This is a genomic window from Pseudomonas sp. MWU12-3103b, assembly GCF_023100615.1.
In the GTDB taxonomy this organism is placed as follows: Bacteria; Pseudomonadota; Gammaproteobacteria; order Pseudomonadales; family Pseudomonadaceae; genus Aquipseudomonas; species Aquipseudomonas putida_A.
The window spans coordinates 81184-100630 of the sequence record NZ_JALMEY010000014.1 but is presented as its reverse complement, the minus strand read 5'-3'; the positions used below and the strand labels follow the sequence as shown (position 1 = coordinate 100630).

Below are 19447 nucleotides of genomic sequence, written 5' to 3'. Positions count from 1 at the left end.
TGGCTGACGCCTGCACGAGCACTTCAACCGCCGTCTGGGCAGCAGTCATAAATCCATCATCCGAACGTCACAGGCACGACATGGCCTCAGCCGACACTGAGGTCATGACGACAGCTCTGCATATCACCCTGATCAGCGAAACCTTCCCACCGGAAATCAACGGGGTGGCCAATACCCTTGGTCGCTTGTGCGATGGCTTGCGCGCGCGTGGGCATCAGGTGGAACTGGTGCGACCGCGCCAGGCGGGAGATCCGCAGCGCGTCGAGGACGATGCCTTGCTGTTGTGTCGAGGCTGGCCGTTGCCGGGTTATCCCGGTCTGCAATGGGGACAGTCGTCGATGCACAAGCTGCTGCGGCGCTGGAAGCGTCATCGCCCGGACGTTTTGTACATCGCCACCGAAGGCCCGCTCGGTTTGTCGGCGTTGCGTGCGGCGCGACGCCTGGGGATCTCGGTGGTCAGCGGTTTTCACACCAATTTCCAGCAATACACCCACCAGTACGGACTGAGTTTGCTGACGCGCTTGCTGACCCATTATCTGCGCTGGTTTCACAATCGCTCGGCAATGACCCTGGTGCCGAGCGTCAGTCAGCGCCTGGAACTGGAGCGTCGGCATTTCGACCGCCTCGCCCTGCTCTCTCGCGGCGTGGACAGCCAATTGTTTCACCCGGCCAAGCGCCTGAACGGATTGCGTGAGCAATGGGGCCTGAGCGAGCAGGACATCGCGGTGATTCACGTCGGCCGGCTGGCCCCGGAGAAGAACCTCGGCCTGCTCAAGCGCTGCTTCGACACCCTGTGCAGCACTTATCCACAGCGCAATCTGAAGCTGATCGTGGTCGGCGACGGACCGCAACGTCTGGCGCTGGAAAAGCAAATCCCGCAGGCGATCTTCTGCGGCTCACAACGCGGCGAAGCTTTGGCGGCGCACTATGCGTCCGGCGATATCTTTCTGTTTCCGAGCATGACCGAAACCTTCGGCAACGTGGTGCTTGAAGCACTGGCGTCCGGTCTGGGGGTGGTGGCTTACGATCAGGCTGCGGCGGCGCAGCACATCCGTCACGGCTACAACGGCGTGTTGGCGATGCCCGGTGATGAGGAAGCGTTCTGCGATGCGGCGGCGTGGTTGCTGGAGGAAGATGAGACCTTGCGTTGTGTGCGCCTGAATGCGCGCCAGCATGCCAGTCGTCAGGGGTGGGCGGCGATCATCGAGCAATTTGAAAAGCATTTGCGTGGGGCGTGTGTACGGGAGCAGGTGTTGCCGAACGCGCAGACATTACCTTAGATCATCGTCGACTCTGATGCCCTCTTCGCGAGCAAGCTCGCTCCCACATTTGGAATGCCTTTCAAAATGTGGGAGCGGGCTTGCTCGCGAATGGGCCGTTAAAGGCGACGCTTAAACCAGGGTCATCAACGCCTCACGGCTGAACGGCAGAATATCCTGCTCACGCCCTTCACGGACTTTCAGCGCCCAGTCCGGATCCACCAGCAGCGCACGGCCAACCGCCACCAGATCGAATTCGTCGTTGTTCAGACGCTCCAGCAGTTTCTCCAGGCTCGCCGGTTGCGCGACTTTATCGGTGTTGACCATGAACTGCAGGAACTCGCCGTCCAGACCGACGCTGCCCACGGTGATGGTCGGTTTGCCGGTCAGCTTGCGCGTCCAGCCGGCCAGGTTCAGCTCGGAACCGTCAAATTCAGGCTCCCAGAAACGCCGCGTCGAGCAGTGGAAAATGTCCACCCCGGCGTCGGCCAACGGCTTGAGGAATTCGCCCAGCGCCTCCGGGGTCTGCACCAGACGCGCGGTGTAATCCTGCTGCTTCCACTGCGAAAAACGGAAGATGATCGGGAAGCCTTCACCGACTGCCGCACGCACCGCTTGAATCAGCTCGATGGCGAAGCGCGAACGATTGGCCAGGCTGCCGCCGTATTCGTCGGTGCGCTGGTTGCTGCCTTCCCAGAAGAACTGGTCGATCAGATAGCCGTGGGCGCCGTGGATTTCCACGCCGTCCATGCCGATGCTTTGCGCATCCTTCGCCGCTTGGGCGAAAGCACCGATCACGTCTTGAATGTCCTGTTTGCTCATGCCGTGCACCACGACCTGGCCATCCTTGAGTTTTTCCGTCGGGCCGTAAGCCGGGACGCTGGCGTCCGGCTCGGTGCCGATGCGGCGCACGCTGCCGACATGCCACAGTTGCGGAACAATCTTCCCGCCCTCGGCATGCACCGCGTCGACGACTTTTTTCCAGCCGGCCAGTGGCGCTTCGCCGAAGAACTGCGGCACATTCGGGTAACCGTTGGAAGCCTTGTGACCGACAGTGGTGCCTTCGGTGATGATCAGGCCAACACCGGCCGCAGCGCGGCGACGGTAGTACTCGATCACTTTGGAATTGGGTACGCCACCCGGGGAAAACGAGCGGGTCATCGGCGCCATCACCACGCGGGTCGGCAGTTCGAGGGCACCGAGGTGGAACGGTTTGAACAGGGCTTGCACCGGCATTGGAAGGCTCCACAGGGAATGACTTTATGACGGCGATAATATGAACAGTCAGCGCCTTTTAACAGCACTATTGATTTGAATGATTAAGGGTCAAAAGTCAGGCAAAAAAAATCGCAGCTCGATGGCTGCGATTTTTGTGTTTCAGCCCAGCGCTTTTTCAATCGCGTGGACAATGGTCGGATCATCCGGCGGCGTGCGCGGCGAGAATCGCGCCAATACCCGGCCATCCTTGCCGAGCAGGAATTTCTCGAAGTTCCAGGTGATATCCCCCGGAAACTCCGCACCCTCGCCCGCCAGCAAGCGGTATAGCTGATGACGATCATGGCCGTTGACTTCAAGCTTGCTCGACAACGGGAACGTCACGCCATAGTTCAGGCTGCAGAACTCCTGGATTTGCTGTTCGGTACCTGGCTCCTGACCGGCAAACTGGTTGCACGGCAGGCCCAGCACACTGAAGCCCTTGCCCTTGAATTGCTGGTAGAGGTTTTCCAGCGCCGCGTACTGTGGGGTCAAGCCGCATTTGGAGGCGACGTTGACCACCAGCACGACTTGGCCTTTGAAAGGCGCCAGCGGTAGCTCCTGACCATCCAGGGCTGTCAACTTAAGGTCGTGAAAAGCACTCATGACGGACTCCAGATTCCCGTGTTCTACTCGAAACAGCCACTTGGCGAGAGCACCAAGGACAGCCGCGGACTAAAAAGGCGCCCGCAGGCGCCTCTCCAGTACTCGAAGCTTAGCGCAGAAAATCAGTGGTGATGGCCACCTTCGCCATGGACGTGGCCATGAGCGACTTCTTCCTGGCTGGCGTCACGGATATCAACGACCTTCACTTTGAAGTTCAGGCGCTGACCGGCCAGTGGGTGGTTACCGTCAACGGTGACGTCGTCGCCGTCGAGGTCACGGATGGTCACGATCTGCATCTGGCCGTCCGGCGCCGAAGCGTGGAACTGCATGCCGACTTCCAGCTCGTCAACGCCTTCGAACATGCTGCGGCTCAGGGTGCTGACCAGCTCGGCAGCGTATTCGCCGTAAGCGTCTTCCGGCTCAACGGACACTTCCAGCTCGTCACCAACAGCTTTGCCTTCCAGAGCTTTTTCCAGGCCCGGGATGATGTTGCCTGCGCCTTGCAGGTAGACCAGCGGAGCGCCGCCGGCGGAGCTGTCGATGACCTCACCAGCGTCGTTGGTCAGGGTATAGTCGATGGAGACAGCCTTATTGGCGGCGATCAGCATGGGGCGAGACCTTTTGCAGAAGAATATAGAAAGGCCAAGTTTAGCGAAGCAATCGCGCGAAAGCGAACACAACCCGGACAAACGGGATTCGACGATCACCGGCTTCCATCAGGACGAGGTCGGTCACTGGGTGGTCGAGCTTTCCTGTGGCCACACCCAGCACCTGCGCCATCAGCCGCCATGGCAATCGCGGGCCTGGGTCCTTGACCCGGCGCAACGTATTGAAAAAATAGGCCAACCCTTTGCCTGCGGTTGGTGCGCACAAGGCTCGGTTAGCGATAACCTTGGCGACTGAATTGCGGTAGGCGGTCACGTATAGATCGCCACCATTGCCATGCACCTTTAGAGAATCCGCATGCAAACTTTTTTTATCGCGCCCACCGATTTTGGCGTGGGTCTGACCTCCATCAGCCTCGGGCTGGTGCGTACCCTGGAGCGGGCCGGACTGAAAGTCGGCTTCTTCAAACCGATTGCCCAGCCGCATCCGGGCGACACTGGTCCTGAGCGCTCCACCGAACTGGTCGCGCGCACCCACGGCCTGAAACCGCCGCAGCCACTGGGCCTGGCCCATGTCGAGCGGATGCTCGGCGACGGTCAGCTCGATGAGTTGCTCGAAGAAATCATCGCCTTGTATCAGCAAGCTGCCATCGGCAAAGACGTGCTGGTAGTCGAAGGCATGGTGCCGACCCGCAGCGCCAGCTACGCCGCGCGGGTCAATTTGCACTTGGCGAAAAGCCTGGATGCCGAGGTGATTCTGGTCTCGGCCCCGGAGAATGAAGTGCTCGCCGAACTTTCCGGTCGCGTGGAATTGCAGGCGCAATTGTTCGGCGGCCCGAAAGATCCGAAAGTCCTCGGCGTAATCCTCAACAAGGTCAAGACCGAGGAGAGCATGGACGCCTTCGCCACGCGCCTCAAAGAGCATTCGCCGTTGCTGCGCAGCGGTGATTTCCGTCTGCTTGGCTGCATCCCGTTCCAGCCCGAACTCAATGCACCGCGTACCCGCGACGTCGCCGATCTGATGGGCGCGCAGGTGCTTAACGCCGGCGATTACGAAACCCGGCGCATGACCAAAATCATCATCTGCGCGCGCACCATGCGCAACACCGTCGAGCTGCTCAAGCCCGGCGTGCTGGTGGTGACCCCGGGCGACCGCGACGACATCATTCTCGCCGTCAGCCTCGCGGCGTTGAACGGCGTGCCGCTGGCCGGCCTGTTGCTGACCAGTGACACCCTGCCCGATCCACGCATCATGGACCTATGCCGTGGCGCGTTGCAGGCCGGTCTGCCGGTGCTGTCGGTGAGCACTGGCTCCTACGACACCGCCAACCTGCTCAATGGCCTGAACAAGGAAATCCCCATCGATGACCGCGAGCGCGCGGAGATCATCACTGACTTCGTCGCCAGTCATCTCGACGCCAAATGGCTGCATCAGCGCTGTGGCACACCGCGGGAAATGCGTCTGTCGCCAGCGGTATTCCGCTACCAACTGATTCAACGGGCGCAGTCGGCGAACAAACGCATCGTCCTGCCCGAAGGCAGCGAGCCGCTCACCGTGCAAGCGGCGGCGATCTGCCAGGAGCGCGGCATCGCCCGTTGCGTGCTGCTGGCCAAACCCGAAGACGTCGAAGCCGTGGCCCGTGCGCAAGGTATCGAGTTGCCGCCGGGGCTGGAGATCCTCGATCCGGATCTGATCCGCGAGCGCTACATCGAGCCGATGGTCGCCCTGCGCAAAAGCAAAAGCCTCAACGCGCCGATGGCCGAACAGCAACTGGAAGACACCGTGGTGATCGGCACCATGATGCTCGCGCTGGATGAGGTCGACGGCCTGGTCTCGGGCGTGATCAACACCACCGCCAACACCATCCGCCCGGCCCTGCAACTGATCAAGACCGCACCGGGCTGCACGCTGGTGTCGTCGGTGTTCTTCATGCTGTTCCCCGAAGAAGTGCTGGTCTATGGCGACTGCGTGATGAACCCGCACCCGAGCGCCGCCGAACTGGCGGAGATCGCCCTGCAAAGCGCTGATTCCGCAGCAGCATTCGGCATCACCCCGCGCGTGGCGATGATCAGCTACTCCAGTGGCGAATCCGCCAGCGGTGAAGAAGTCGAGAAAGTCCGCGAAGCCACCCTGCTCGCCCACGAGCAACAGCACTCGCTGCTGATCGACGGCCCGCTGCAATACGACGCTGCTGCCAACGCAGACGTTGCCCGGCAACTGGCGCCGAACAGCCAGGTCGCCGGTCGCGCCACGGTGTTCGTGTTCCCCGACCTGAACACCGGCAACACCACCCACAAAGCCGTGCAGCGCAGCGCCGACTGCGTCAGCCTCGGCCCGATGCTGCAAGGCCTGCGCAAACCGGTGAACGACCTGCCGCGCGGCGCGCAGGTCGACGACATCGTCTACACCATCGCCCTGACCGCGATTCAAGCCGCCAACCGACCTATGGATGTGTAAATGCTGGACTTCCTGCCCGCCCCGATTCGCGGCGTGATCGCCGCGCTGCTGTTGGCACTCAATACGATTCTGCTGTGCTCGTTCCTGTTCTGCGTCGCGCTGATCAAAGTGCTGCCCTTCGACCTCGCCCGCCGCGCCTCACTGTGGCTGATGAGCCACACCCACGAAGCCTGGATCAGCAACAACAAAGCCTGGATGAACCTGGTGCGCCGCACCCGCTGGCACATCAGCGGCCTGCAAGGTCTGGACTACCAACACTCATACCTGATCACCAGCAACCACCAGAGCTGGGTCGACATCCTGGTGCTGCAATACGTGCTCAACCGCCGGATCCAGCCGCTGAAATTCTTCCTCAAGCAGGAGCTGATCTGGGTCCCGGTGATCGGTCTGGCGTGGTGGGCGCTGGGCTTCCCGTTCATGAAGCGCTACTCCAAGGCGTACCTGGAAAAGCATCCAGAGAAGAAAGGCAAAGACCTGGAAACCACGCGCAAGACCTGCGCGAAATTCCGCAACAACCCGGTGGGGATTTTCAACTTCGTCGAAGGCACGCGCTTCACCGAAGGCAAACATGCGCAACAGCAGTCACCGTTCGAATACCTGCTCAAACCCAAGGCGGGTGGCATCGCCTTTGTGCTGGACGCGATGGGTGAGCAACTGGAGTCGATCGTCAACGTAACTATTCACTACCCTGGCGGGCGTCCGGGTTTCTGGGATCTGCTGTGCGGCAACGTGCGCGACGTGGTGGTGCACTTTGAAGAACTGAAAATCCCGCCGGCCTTCATCGGCAAGAACTACGACCAGGACGGCGAATATCGCCTGCAATTCCAGGGCTGGATCAACCAGCTGTGGCAGGACAAGGATGCGCTGCTGGAACAGATGCACCGCGAATTCGCAGACAAACGCTAATCCCCTGTAGGAGCGAGCCTGCTCGCGATAGCGGTGGATCAGCCAAATCATTGGTGAATGACATTCCGCCTTCGCGAGCAAGCCCGCTCCCACAGTTTGAACCCGGCGTATTCCGGTAGAGATTGGTCGGCTGTGAGGCCGCCTTCGCTGGCAAGCCAGCTCCCACAGTTTGCACACGGTGTATTCAGGTAGAGATTAGTCGGCTGTCAGACCACCTTCGCGAGCAAGCTCGCTCCCACAGTTTGAAACCGGTGTATTCAGGTAGAGATTGGTCGGCTGTCAGGCCGCCATCACTGGCAAGCCAACTCCCACAGGAAAAGCTAAAGCCAGGCGCACGCTTTTCACCACTCAAATGGCCGAGTGTCAGCTCGCCGAAAGCTTTTGATCTTGATCCACGGGCGACGTCGGAAGGCTGAGCGTAGGGATTGATCCGGGGGTGGGAGCGCAGCGACCGTTTGGCGAAGCCAAACACAGCGAGAGGAGGTGCAGCGAAGCAAACCGTAGGCGCTGCCCCCCGGATCAATCCCGGAGCGAAGGGACCCCGAGCCCCAGCGAGCGGGCCGAACGCAGGAGCAAGCGTTTTTGGTTACTTTTTAGGCGTTTGTAAAAAGTGACCCGCCGTAAGGGCGGAACCGTAATCAGCAACACCCGAAGAAACGGATATTCACACAACCCACCCAGAGCATGGTCGGCCCAAAGGTCGCCATCGCCGAAAACCAAATCGCCCCCAATAAAAAAGCCCGCCGATGATCACTCATCCGCGGGCCTTTCATTTCCGGCTAAAGCTTAAATCGCGCCACGCTTGCGCAGCAGATCCAACACCTGCTTGACGCTCTCTTCCAACGACAGCGACTGCGTGTCGATCACCAGATCAGCATTCAGCGGCACGTCATACGGGAACGACTCACCCGGAATATTATCGCCACCCGCAGCATACAAGCCCTGCGGATCACGCTCGGCACACACCGCCGGCGAAGCCTGCACATAAACCGTCAGCAGACGCTCCTTGCCGATCAGATCCTTGGCCTGCTCGCGACCTTCGGCGCTCGGCGCAACAAACGCCGCCAGGGTCAACAGACCCGCCTCGTTGAACTGACGCGCCACATGCGCAGCACGCCGCCAGTTCTCGGTACGACCGGCACGATCCTGCGGCAGCCCTTTGTTCAGGTCGTGACGCAGATTCTGACCATCGAGCACAAACACCGCACGGCCCATGTCGAACAGCTTGCGCTCGACCGCATAAGCCAGCGTGCTCTTGCCCGCGCCCGACAGACCGCTGAACAACACAGTAGCCGGTTGCTGGCCAAAGCGCTGGGCACGTTCCTCAGTGGCAACGTGAGCCAGTTTGCCGTGGTGCGAGGCAGTCCCATGAGCCACTGGCTGAGCGACGATCATGCCGGCGCCGACGGTGCCGTTGGTCAGACGATCGATGACGATGAACGCGCCGGTGGTGCGGTTGCTGTCGTAACCGTCGAGGGCGATCGGCGCGTCGAGCGCGATCTTCACCTTGCCGATTTCGTTGAGCTGCAACGCGCTCGCCGGGCCTTCTTCGAGGGTGTTGACGTCGACCTTGTTGACGATGCTGGCAATCGAGCCCGGCACGTAACTGGTGGCGCGCTTGATGTCGTATTTCTTGCCCGGCAGCATCGGCTCTTCAGCCATCCACACCAGCATCGCTTCGAAGCTGTCGGTGACCGGCGGCACGTTGTCGGCATGCACTAGCAGGTCGCCGCGGGAGATGTCGATTTCGTCTTCCATGGTCAGCGTCACCGCTTGACCTGGGCCGGCCTGCTCCAGCTCACCTTCGAAGGTGACGATGGATTTGACGCGGCTGCTCTTGCCCGACGGCAGAACCACCACTTCGTCGCCCTTGTGCACGATGCCGCTGGCGAGGGTGCCAGCGAAACCGCGGAAGTTCAGGTTCGGACGGTTGACGTACTGCACCGGGAAACGCAAATCGGTGAAGTTGCGGTCGCCCGCCACTTCCACGGTCTCGAGGATTTCCATCAGCGACTGGCCTTTGTACCAAGGCGAGCGCTCGGACTTGTTCACCACGTTGTCGCCCTTGAGGGCAGACATCGGCACGAAGTGCATGCTGGTCGGCTTCATCTTCAAGCCTTCGGCGAACTTCAGGTAGTCGGCCTTGATCGACTCGAACACGCCTTCATCGAAGTCTTTCAGGTCCATCTTGTTGATGGCGACGACGATGTGCTTGATGCCGAGCAACGAGGCGATGAAGCTGTGGCGACGGGTCTGGGTCTGCACGCCGTAACGGGCGTCGACCAGGATGATCGCCAGGTCACAGGTGGACGCACCGGTGGCCATGTTGCGGGTGTACTGCTCATGGCCAGGGGTGTCGGCGATGATGAATTTGCGTTTGGCGGTGGAGAAATAGCGGTAGGCGACATCGATGGTGATGCCCTGCTCACGCTCAGCCTGCAGGCCATCGACCAGCAACGCCAGGTCGATGTCGTCACCGGTGGTGCCGACTTTCTTCGAATCACGGGTGATGGCTTCCAGGTGATCTTCGTAGATCATCTTGGAGTCGTGCAGCAGGCGCCCGATCAGGGTGCTCTTGCCGTCATCGACGTTACCGCAGGTCAAAAAGCGCAGCAGCTCTTTACGTTCGTGCTGGCCCAGGTAGGCGAGGATGTCCTCGCTGATCAAATCAGATGCGTGCGACATGACAACCCCTTAGAAATAACCCTGACGTTTCTTGTCTTCCATCGAGCCTGCGCCATCGTGGTCGATGACCCGGCCCTGGCGCTCGGAAGTTCGCGTCAGGAGCATTTCCTGAATGATGTCCGTGAGGGTTTCAGCCTCGGACTCCACCGCGCCCGTCAACGGGTAGCAGCCAAGGGTACGGAAACGCACTTTCTTTTTGACGATGCGTGCCTTGTCCTCGTCGGACAGGTGTTCAAGGATACGGTCGTCGTCGATCATGATCAGCGTGCCGTTCTTCTCGATCACTTCGCGCTCGGCGGCGAAGTACAGCGGCACGATCGGGATGCCTTCGAGGTAGATGTATTGCCAGATGTCCAGCTCGGTCCAGTTCGACAACGGGAACACACGAATGGATTCGCCCTTGTTGACCTTGCCGTTGTAGACGTTCCACAGCTCAGGGCGCTGGTTTTTCGGGTCCCAGCGGTGCTTGCTGTCGCGGAACGAGTACACGCGCTCTTTGGCACGGGACTTCTCTTCATCGCGACGGGCGCCGCCGAACGCGGCGTCGAAACCATGCTTGTCGAGCGCCTGTTTCAGGCCCTCGGTCTTCATGATGTCGGTGTGTTTGGCGCTGCCGTGGGTGAACGGGTTGATGTTCTGCGCCACGCCATCGGGGTTGATGTGGGTGATCAGGTCCAGGCCCAGCTCTTCGACCATCTTGTCGCGGAACTTGTACATCTCCTGGAATTTCCAGCGAGTGTCGACGTGCATCACCGGAAACGGCAGTTTGCCCGGGAAGAACGCCTTGCGTGCCAGATGCAGCATCACGGCGGAGTCTTTACCGATGGAGTACAGCATCACCGGGTTGTCGAACTCGGCGGCCACCTCGCGGATGATGTGGATGCTTTCCGCCTCCAGCTGTTTCAGATGCGTCAGTTTGTCGACCATGGCTACTCACGAAAGCTTTCTTATGAACGGCCAGCGGGCCGTGTTCGAGCGGGGAATCCTAGCACAGCGACCTCTTCTAATCAGGACGCCTACTAGATCGAAAGGGCATATGAATATGCCTGCCGGTTCGGCCGAGCAATGCTGTTCCTGTGGGAGCGGGCTTGCTCGCGAAAGCGGTGTGTCATCCAACATCGCCGCTGATTGAACCACCGCATTCGCGAGCAAGCCCGCTCCCACACTGAAATAAGGTTTAGCCTTAGATCGGGTTCGGGCAATCGATGAAGATGTGTTCGAGGGCGAAGCGCTTCGCCAGGTAGTCACCCAGCGCCTGCACGCCATAGCGCTCGGTGGCGTGGTGGCCGGCGGCGATGAAGCTGATGTCGTTTTCCCGCGCGCTGTGGAAGGTCTGCTCGGAGGCTTCACCGCTGAGGAACAGATCGACACCCGCCGCCACGCCCTGATCGATATAGCCCTGCCCGCCACCGGTGCACCAGCCGACCCGACGAATCATCCCACTGCCCTCGACCAGCAGCGGCTCGCGGCCCATGACGTCTTTAACCTTGCGGGCGAAATCACGCGCAGTCATCGGCTCATTCAACGACCCGACCAGTCCGACAATTTTAAGGTTGTCCGGATCCAGTGGCCCTTCGACGGTAATGTCCAGCTGACGCGCCAGTTGCACGTTGTTGCCGACTTCCGGGTGCAGATCCAGCGGCAGGTGATAGGCGAGCAGACTGATGTCGTGCTTGAGCAAAGTCTTCAAGCGCCGCTGCTTCATGCCGGTGATGCACGGGTTCTCGCCTTTCCAGAAATAGCCGTGATGCACCAGTATCAGATCGGCCTCGGCCTCCACCGCCGCGTCGAGCAGCGCCTGGCTGGCGGTGACGCCACTGACGATGCGCATCACTTGCGGTCGGCCTTCGACCTGCAGGCCGTTGGGGCAATAATCGGCGATTTTCGCACTGCCGAGGTAACGGTCGGCTTCTTCGACGAGGGTGCTGAGGGCGACGGCCATGAAAGACTCCTGAAAATCCCGTTCAGAGGCGCGCGCGGCCTCGTATAATGCGCGACATTATGGGCGGTCTGACCCCGCCTGCAACTTTTCCAGGACGTGCTTAATGCTCAAGGCGCTGCGTTTTTTTGGCTGGCCGCTGTTGGCCGGTGTGCTTATCGCTCTGTTGATTATTCAGCGTTACCCGCAGTGGGTCGGGCTGCCGAGCCTCGATGTCAACCTGCAACAGGCCCCGCAAACCACCAGCGTGCAGCAGGGGCCGGTGTCCTATGCCGACGCGGTGACCATCGCCGCACCGTCGGTGGTCAACCTTTACACCACCAAGGTCATCAACAAACCGGCGCACCCGCTGTTTGAAGACCCGCAGTTCCGGCGTTTCTTCGGTGACAACTCGCCGAAGCAGAAACGCATGGAATCGAGCCTCGGTTCCGGGGTGATCATGAGCCCGGAAGGCTACATTCTGACCAACAACCACGTGACCACCGGCGCCGACCAGATCGTGGTGGCGCTCAAGGACGGTCGCGAAACCCTCGCCCGGGTGATCGGCAGCGATCCGGAAACCGACCTCGCGGTGCTGAAGATCGACCTGAAAAACCTGCCGGCGATCACCGTCGGCCGCTCCGACAGCATCCGCATCGGCGATGTCGCGCTGGCCATCGGCAACCCGTTCGGCGTCGGCCAGACCGTGACCATGGGCATCATCAGTGCCACCGGGCGTAACCAGTTGGGCCTGAACAACTACGAAGACTTCATCCAGACCGACGCGGCGATCAACCCGGGCAACTCCGGCGGCGCGCTGGTCGATGCCAACGGCAACCTCACCGGCATCAATACGGCGATCTTTTCCAAGTCCGGCGGCTCGCAGGGCATCGGTTTTGCGATCCCGGTGAAGCTGGCGATGGAAGTGATGAAATCGATCATCGAGCACGGTCAGGTGATTCGTGGCTGGCTCGGTATTGAAGTGCAGCCGCTGACCCAGGAACTGGCCGAGTCGTTTGGCCTGTCCGGGCGTCCGGGGATTGTCGTGGCGGGGATCTTCCGCGATGGCCCGGCACAGAAGGCCGGCCTGCAACTGGGTGACGTGATTCTGAGTATCGACGGCGAACCGGCCGGTGATGGCCGCAAGTCCATGAACCAGGTGGCGCGGATCAAGCCGACTGACAAAGTGACCATTCAGGTCATGCGCAACGGCAAAGAACTGAAGCTCACCGCTGAAATCGGCCTGCGTCCGCCGCCTGCACCGGTGAAAGAAGAAGAGTAAAACTTTATTCGCGCCGAGTGCGCGAATGAAAGACACTCTCAACAGGCATGTTATATTGTTTCAATTTAACGATTGGAACAACATAACATGTCGTCTCGAAAAAAGGCTTCGCTGCTTGGCCTGACCCTGGGCCTGCTGGGCGATCCGGTCTTCGCCGAAGATCCGCAACCCCTCGAACTCGACGCCATCAGCGTCACTTCCGATTATGAATCCCCCAGCGGGCCGGTCAGCGGCTACCGCGCGACGCGCTCCGCCAGTGCAACCAAAACCGACACCGCCATCCGCGACATTCCCCAAGCGATCAGCGTGGTGCCGGCCAGCGTGCTCAAGGATCTGGGCAGCCACAATGTCGAACGCGCACTGGAATTTGCCGGCGGCGTGTCGAAGCAGAACAATTTTGGCGGCCTGACGCTGTACGAATACAGCGTACGCGGCTTCACCACCTCGGAGTTCTACAAGGACGGTTTCAGCGCCAATCGCGGCTACCCGAGCACGCCGGACGCGGCCAATGTCGAGCGCATCGAAGTCCTCAAAGGCCCGGCCGCGAGCCTGTATGGCCGTGGCGATCCTGGCGGCACGGTGAACATCGTCACCAAAAAGCCGCAGCCCGAAGCGTTCACCACCCTGCAGACCAGCGCTGGCAGCTGGGATCGTTATCGCACGGCACTGGACGTCAACACGCCGCTCGACGAGCAGGGGGACGTGCTCTCACGGATCAACCTCGCGGTCGAAGACAACCACAGCTTCCGTGATCACGTCGACAGCCAGCGGGTCTTCGTCGCACCTTCGATCAGTTGGCAACTGAGCCCGGACACTTCGTTGTTGGTGGAAAGCGAAATCGTCCGGCACAACTCCACGTTCGACCGAGGAATCGTCGCGCCGAACAACAAATGGAGCGGCGTTTCGCGCTCGGCCTTCCTCGGTGAACCGAACGACGGCAACATCGACAACCACAACAACCTGCTCCAGGCCACCCTCGAACATCACCTCAGCGACAGCTGGAAACTGCGTCTGGCCAGCCACTACAAGGAAGGCAAACTGTGGGGCGACGCGTCTGAAAGTCGTGCGCTGAACGCCGATGGTCACACGGTCAACCGACGCTACCGCGAACGGGACACTAACTGGCACGACAGCATCACCCAATTGGAGCTGCGCGGTCTGTTCGACCTCGGCCCATGGCAGCACGAACTGCTGATCGGCACCGAATACGAGAACTTCCGCAAGAACGAACGCGTCACTACCATCGCTGGCGGTCCCTACGCCATCGACATCTACAAGCCGATCTACGGCCAACCGAAACCCAACGGCCCACGCTCGGGTACTGACTTCTTCGAACACGTCGAAAGCCACGCACTGAACCTGCAGGATCAAATCATCTTCACCGACAAACTGCGCGGGATGATCGGCGCACGCTTCGAACACTTTGATCAACGCATCGACGATCACACCCGCGATGCCAAAAGCCAGCAGACTCACGACGCCCTCACCCAACGCGCCGGCCTGCTCTATCAGTTGACGCCGAACACCGGCCTGTTCGCCAACGCCTCGACCTCGTTCAAACCGAATAACGGCCTCGACGCCTCCGGCAAATCCTTCGATCCCGAAGAAGGTGTCGGTTACGAAATCGGCATCAAGAACGAACTGTTCGACGAGCGCCTGAGCAGCACCCTCGCCTTCTTCCACATCGACAAGGAGAACGTCCTCGCCCTCGATCCGAACACCGATACCAGCCGCGCGATGGGCAAGGCGCGCAGTCGCGGTTTCGACTGGCAAGTGACCGGGCAAGTGACCGATGCCGTGCGGGTGATGGGTGCCTTCGCTTACATCGACGCTGAAGTGACCAAGGGCGACGCGGCAATCCCGACCGGCAGCCGCATCCTCGGCGTGGCCAAGCGCAGTGGCAGCCTGCTCGGTGTGTACGAATTTCAGGACGGCCATTTGCGCGGCTCGGACGTCGGCGCGGCGTTCACCTATGTCGGCGATCGCTCCGGTGAAGCCGGCGGTGATTTTGAAATGCCGGCCTATCACACCGTCGATCTGCTGGCCCATTACAAGGCCAGCGACAACGTCACGGTTGGCCTGAACCTCAACAACCTCTTCGACGAAAAATATTACGAGCGCTCCTACAGCAATTACTGGGTCAACCCCGGCGAGCCGCGCAATTTCACCGTCAGCCTGACACTCAACCTGTAAAAGGACGTCACTATGCAATACGGCAAAACCCTACTGATCATCGCCGCTTTGTTCGTCACTCAAGCCTCGGCCCATGGCCTGTGGACAGAACAACGGCGCGGCAATATCGAAGTGATCTACGGCCACGGCGCCGAGGACAATGCCTTCAAGGCGCAGAAAATCAGCGGCGCCTGGGCCTATGACACAAGCGGCAAAATGATCCCGGTTAGCGTCGAACGCCTGCCCGATCACGCGCGCCTGAAGCCGCTAAAAACACCGGCGGTCATGGCCGTCGCACTGAACAACGGCATGTGGTCGCAAACCGCCGACAGAAAATGGATCAACGAAGGCCGCAGCAAAGTGCCGGGCGCTGTCGAAGCCACCGAGACGTTCAAGTACAGCCTGGCGATTTATCAACCGGGGGCGAAGTTGCCCAGGCTTGAGCAGATCAAGTTGCTGATTTTGCCGGAGGTCGACCCGCTGACCGTCGGCCCGGGCAATTCACTGCCGGTACGGGTGCTGCTCGATGGCAAGCCGGCAGCGGGCGTGAAGCTGATTGGCGACTATCGCAATGCACCGAACACCCTGAGCACTGAAACGGACAAGGACGGACGCGCGCAGGTGCTGGTGCGTAATGAAGGGTTGAATGTGATTGCGGCGCAGGTGGAAGTGCCGGTGAAGGACAGCGCTGATGTGAACAGTCGCGGGCTGTTCAGTTCGCTGACGTTCCTTGGCGAACCGCATCACGAGTAAAAGCGCACCCTCACCCCAGCCCTCTCCCTGAGGGAGAGGGAGCAGACCGAGCTGTCTTGCGAAGTACATCGACCTGAAAATCCGAGTCGATTATGGATTCAGTACAGCACTCTCACGTCGGCGAAACTCTGCAATATCCCCCAATCAGCCCCTCTCCCTCTGGGAGAGGGAGCAGACCGAGCTGTCTTGCGAAGTACATCGACCTGAAAATCCGAGTCGATTATGGATTCAGTACAGCACTTTCACGTCGGCGAAACTCTGCAATATCCCCCAATCAGTCCCCTCTCCCTCTGGGAGAGGGCTAGGGTGAGGGGCTTTGGCTTTTAGAGGTTGCCGAGGCCGTCGATCAGCGCCTGGTTCTGCTCCGGCGTACCGATCGAAATCCGCAGGAACTGGGCAATCCGCTCCTGCTTGAAGTGGCGCACAATCACGCCCTGCTCGCGCAGCTTGGCCGCCAGACCCGCTGCATCGTGTTGCGGGTGCCGGGCGAAGATGAAGTTCGCCGCCGACGGCAGCACCTCAAAGCCCTTGGCCTGCAATTGCGCGATCACCCATTCACGGCTCTCGATCACCAGACGGCAGGTCTTGTCGAAATACTCGCGATCCTCGAACGCTGCCGCCGCCCCGACAATCGCCAGGCGATCCAGCGGGTAGGAGTTGAAGCTGTTCTTGATCCGCTCCAGCGCTTCGATCAGATCCGGATGACCCACCGCCAGACCGACGCGCAGGCCGGCCAGCGAGCGCGACTTGGACAGGGTCTGGGTCACCAGCAGGTTCGGATAACGGTCCACCAGGCTGATCGCGGTTTCGCCGCCGAAGTCGATGTAGGCCTCATCCACCACAACCACCGAATCCGGGCTGGCCTTGAGGATCTGCTCGACCGCTTCCAGTGCCAGCAGGCAACCGGTCGGTGCGTTCGGATTGGGGAAAATGATCCCGCCGTTCGGTTTGGCGTAGTCCGCCGGGTTGATCTGGAACTGCGCGTCCAGCGGCACGGCATCGAACTGGATGCCGTACAGACCGCAATACACCGGATAGAAGCTGTAGCTGATGTCCGGGAACAGCAGCGGCTGCTCGTGTTGCAGCAGACCGTGGAAAATGTGCGCGAGCACTTCGTCCGAACCGTTGCCGAGGAATACCTGATTGGTCTGCACGCCGTAGTAGTTAGCGACGGCGTTTTTCAGCAGATCGCTGTTCGGGTCCGGGTACAGACGCAGGTTGTCGTTCAGTTCGGTCTGCATCGCCGCCAGGGCTTTTGGCGACGGGCCGTAGGGGTTTTCGTTGGTGTTGAGCTTGACCAGTTTGGTCAGCTTTGGCTGTTCGCCCGGCACATACGGCACCAGACCCTTGACGAACGGGCTCCAGAATTTACTCATGATCAGTTCCCCTTCTGCTCAGCTTTGATGCGGTATTCGGCGCTGCGTGCGTGCGCACTCAGGGATTCGCCACGGGCCAGCACCGAAGCGGTCTTGCCCAGCTCGGAAGCACCGGCCTCGGAGCAGAAGATGATCGACGAACGTTTCTGGAAGTCGTACACACCCAGCGGCGAGGAGAACCGCGCAGTGCCGGACGTCGGCAGCACGTGGTTCGGGCCAGCGCAGTAGTCGCCCAGCGCTTCGGAGGTATGACGGCCCATGAAGATCGCACCGGCGTGACGGATCTGCGGCAACCACGCTTGTGGATCAGCGACCGACAGCTCCAAGTGTTCCGGGGCGATACGGTTGGCGACTTCGATGGCTTGCGCCATGTCGCGCACATGAATCAGTGCACCGCGACCATTGATCGAGGTTTCGATGATGGTTGCGCGGTCCATGGTCGGCAGCAGCTTGTCGATGCTCGCAGCAACCTTGTCGAGGAACTCGGCGTCGGGGCTGACCAGAATCGCCTGGGCGTCTTCGTCGTGCTCGGCTTGGGAGAACAGGTCCATGGCGATCCAGTCCGGATCGGTCTGGCCGTCGCACACCACAAGGATTTCCGACGGGCCGGCGATCATGTCGATGCCGACCTGACCGAACACGTGACGCTTGGCGGTGGCGACATAGATGTTGCCCGGGCCGACGACCTTGTCCACCTGCGGCACGCTTTCAGTGCCGTAAGCCAGCGCGGCAACCGCTTGCGCACCGCCGATGGTGAACACCCGGTCAACGCCGGCAATGCACGCCGCCGCCAGCACCAGTTCATTGAGCTCACCGCGCGGGGTCGGCACGACCATGACCACTTCGGTCACGCCGGCGACCTTGGCCGGAATCGCGTTCATCAACACCGAAGACGGGTACGACGCCTTGCCGCCCGGTACGTACAGGCCGGCGCGATCCAGCGGCGTGACCTTCTGCCCGAGTACGGTGCCGTCGGCCTCGGTGTAGCTCCAGGAATCCTGTTTCTGTTTTTCGTGATAGCTGCGCACTCGCGCCGCGGCTTTTTCCAGCGCTTCGCGCTGTTCCACGGTGATGCGGGTCAGGGCCAGTTCCAGACGCTCGCGCGGCAGGATCAGGTCGGCCATCGACGCCACTTCGAGGCCGTCGAACTTCTGGGTGAACTCGACCAGCGCCGCGTCACCGCGCTCGCGCACCGCCTTGATGATGTCCAGCACGCGCTGATTGACCGAGTCGTCAGACACACTTTCCCAGCTCAGCAGATGATCCAGATGATGCGCGAAATCCGGGTCAGCAGCGTTGAGTCGGCGAATTGCAGTCGGTGCGGTCATAGCGAGAGCCTCATAGGAATGGCAAAAACTCAGGCGCCCTAACTTAGCAGTCGTTTCCGCTTGGGCACCTGAGATTCTGGCTATGAGGCGGATAGACGGGCGCGACTCAAGGTCGCGCAGGTACATCAGCCGCGGTGTCGCGATTCCACTGCCTTGCGCAGGGTATCGATCAACGCCTGGATTCGGGCGTGTTGCATCTTCATCGAAGCCTTGTTGACCACCAGGCGCGAGCTGATCGTGGCGATCAGTTCCTGAGGTTCCAGGCCGTTGGCGCGCAGGGTGTTGCCGGTGTCGACCACGTCGATGATCTTGTCGGCCAGACCGATCAGCGGCGCCAGTTCCATCGAGCCGTAGAGCTTGATGATGTCGACCTGACGACCCTGTTCGGCATAGTAACGCTTGGCAACGTTGACGAATTTGGTCGCCACGCGCAGACGACCCTTGGGCTCGGCCGCGCCGATCTTGCCGGCGGTCATCAGCTTGCACTGGGCAATCTGCAGATCCAGCGGCTCGTACAGGCCCTGGCCGGTGTATTCCATCAACACGTCTTTACCGGCGACGCCGAGGTCGGCCGCGCCATGCTCGACATAGGTCGGCACGTCGGTGGCACGCACGATCAACAGACGTACGTCATCCTGAGTGGTGGGGATGATCAGCTTGCGGCTCTTGTCCGGATTCTCGGTCGGCACGATGCCGGCTTCAGCGAGAAGCGGCAGAGTGTCGTCAAGGATGCGGCCCTTGGACAGTGCGATGGTCAACATGGGAAACGTCAGTCCTTATCAAGGTACTCATGCCCGGTCGCAATCGGCGCCGGACACACATCGAGCCGGATACCGGCTCGACTC

16 protein-coding genes are annotated in these 19447 nt (G+C 60.7%); 7 read left to right on the top strand and 9 right to left on the bottom strand.

The window, feature by feature from the left end:
* Positions 1-80: 80 nt before the first annotated feature.
* The gene (locus M0808_RS21060) at positions 81-1280 is read left to right on the top strand and encodes a glycosyltransferase family 1 protein (RefSeq protein WP_247842324.1); all 1200 of its coding nucleotides are present in this window, start codon (positions 81-83) and stop codon (positions 1278-1280) included.
* Between the two features lie 111 nt (positions 1281-1391).
* Here the strand turns inward: M0808_RS21060 and M0808_RS21055 are convergent, their stop codons facing one another.
* The 3 genes from M0808_RS21055 to M0808_RS21045 all read right to left on the bottom strand — a co-directional run bounded on the left by M0808_RS21055 (position 1392) and on the right by M0808_RS21045 (position 3727).
* The gene (locus tag M0808_RS21055) at positions 1392-2495 is read right to left on the bottom strand and encodes an NADH:flavin oxidoreductase (protein ID WP_247842323.1); all 1104 of its coding nucleotides are present in this window, start codon (positions 2493-2495) and stop codon (positions 1392-1394) included.
* A gap of 141 nt (positions 2496-2636) precedes the next feature.
* Complete coding sequence (locus tag M0808_RS21050; RefSeq protein ID WP_027610864.1) at positions 2637-3119, bottom strand: glutathione peroxidase; 483 nt, start codon at positions 3117-3119, stop codon at positions 2637-2639.
* Positions 3120-3241: 122 nt separating this feature from the next.
* The gene (locus M0808_RS21045; protein WP_064586001.1) at positions 3242-3727 is read right to left on the bottom strand and encodes a peptidylprolyl isomerase; all 486 of its coding nucleotides are present in this window, start codon (positions 3725-3727) and stop codon (positions 3242-3244) included.
* Here M0808_RS21045 and M0808_RS21040 point away from each other — a divergent pair.
* Genes M0808_RS21040 through M0808_RS21030 form a run of 3 tightly spaced genes read left to right on the top strand, consistent with a single transcriptional unit; the run spans position 3696 to position 7088 of the window.
* On the top strand, positions 3696-4022 hold the full coding sequence (locus tag M0808_RS21040) for a DUF3565 domain-containing protein (RefSeq protein WP_247842322.1): 327 nt from the start codon (positions 3696-3698) through the stop codon (positions 4020-4022). The two genes, M0808_RS21045 and M0808_RS21040, sit on opposite strands and share 32 nt — an antisense overlap.
* A 60-nt stretch (positions 4023-4082) precedes the next feature.
* Positions 4083-6182, top strand: a complete 2100-nt coding sequence (gene pta / locus M0808_RS21035; RefSeq protein WP_098967230.1) for a phosphate acetyltransferase — start codon at positions 4083-4085, stop codon at positions 6180-6182.
* Positions 6183-7088, top strand: a complete 906-nt coding sequence (locus M0808_RS21030) for an acyltransferase (protein ID WP_247842321.1) — start codon at positions 6183-6185, stop codon at positions 7086-7088.
* A gap of 786 nt (positions 7089-7874) precedes the next feature.
* On the opposite strand, the gene cysN is transcribed toward M0808_RS21030, so the two are convergent.
* From cysN to M0808_RS21015, 3 genes are all read right to left on the bottom strand, one after another.
* A complete protein-coding gene (gene cysN / locus M0808_RS21025) occupies positions 7875-9773 on the bottom strand; it encodes a sulfate adenylyltransferase subunit CysN (RefSeq protein ID WP_098967229.1) in 1899 nt (632 codons plus the stop codon).
* Between the two features lie 9 nt (positions 9774-9782).
* Positions 9783-10700, bottom strand: coding sequence for a sulfate adenylyltransferase subunit CysD (gene cysD / locus M0808_RS21020; RefSeq protein WP_003221715.1), 918 nt, complete (start codon positions 10698-10700; stop codon positions 9783-9785).
* 256 nt (positions 10701-10956) lie between these two features.
* Positions 10957-11715: a Nif3-like dinuclear metal center hexameric protein gene (locus M0808_RS21015; RefSeq protein WP_097090396.1), complete on the bottom strand. Its 759-nt coding sequence runs from the start codon at positions 11713-11715 to the stop codon at positions 10957-10959.
* Positions 11716-11818: 103 nt separating this feature from the next.
* Between M0808_RS21015 and algW the strand changes: the two genes are divergently transcribed.
* From algW to M0808_RS21000, 3 genes are all read left to right on the top strand, one after another.
* On the top strand, positions 11819-12973 hold the full coding sequence (gene algW / locus M0808_RS21010) for a Do family serine endopeptidase AlgW (RefSeq protein ID WP_096795365.1): 1155 nt from the start codon (positions 11819-11821) through the stop codon (positions 12971-12973).
* A gap of 87 nt (positions 12974-13060) precedes the next feature.
* Positions 13061-15166: a TonB-dependent siderophore receptor gene (locus M0808_RS21005; protein ID WP_247842320.1), complete on the top strand. Its 2106-nt coding sequence runs from the start codon at positions 13061-13063 to the stop codon at positions 15164-15166.
* A 12-nt stretch (positions 15167-15178) separates the two neighbouring features.
* Entirely contained in the window at positions 15179-15898 is a 720-nt protein-coding gene (locus M0808_RS21000; protein ID WP_247842319.1) for a DUF4198 domain-containing protein, read from the top strand.
* A 323-nt stretch (positions 15899-16221) separates the two neighbouring features.
* On the opposite strand, the gene hisC is transcribed toward M0808_RS21000, so the two are convergent.
* The 3 genes from hisC to hisG all read right to left on the bottom strand — a co-directional run bounded on the left by hisC (position 16222) and on the right by hisG (position 19363).
* A complete protein-coding gene (hisC, locus tag M0808_RS20995; protein WP_247842318.1) occupies positions 16222-17274 on the bottom strand; it encodes a histidinol-phosphate transaminase in 1053 nt (350 codons plus the stop codon).
* A gap of 2 nt (positions 17275-17276) precedes the next feature.
* On the bottom strand, positions 17277-18602 hold the full coding sequence (gene hisD, locus M0808_RS20990; RefSeq protein ID WP_247842317.1) for a histidinol dehydrogenase: 1326 nt from the start codon (positions 18600-18602) through the stop codon (positions 17277-17279).
* A gap of 125 nt (positions 18603-18727) precedes the next feature.
* Positions 18728-19363 (bottom strand): ATP phosphoribosyltransferase, encoded by a 636-nt coding sequence (hisG, locus tag M0808_RS20985; RefSeq protein WP_003221711.1) that lies wholly within the window; start codon positions 19361-19363, stop codon positions 18728-18730.
* Between the last annotated feature and the right edge of the window lie 84 nt (positions 19364-19447).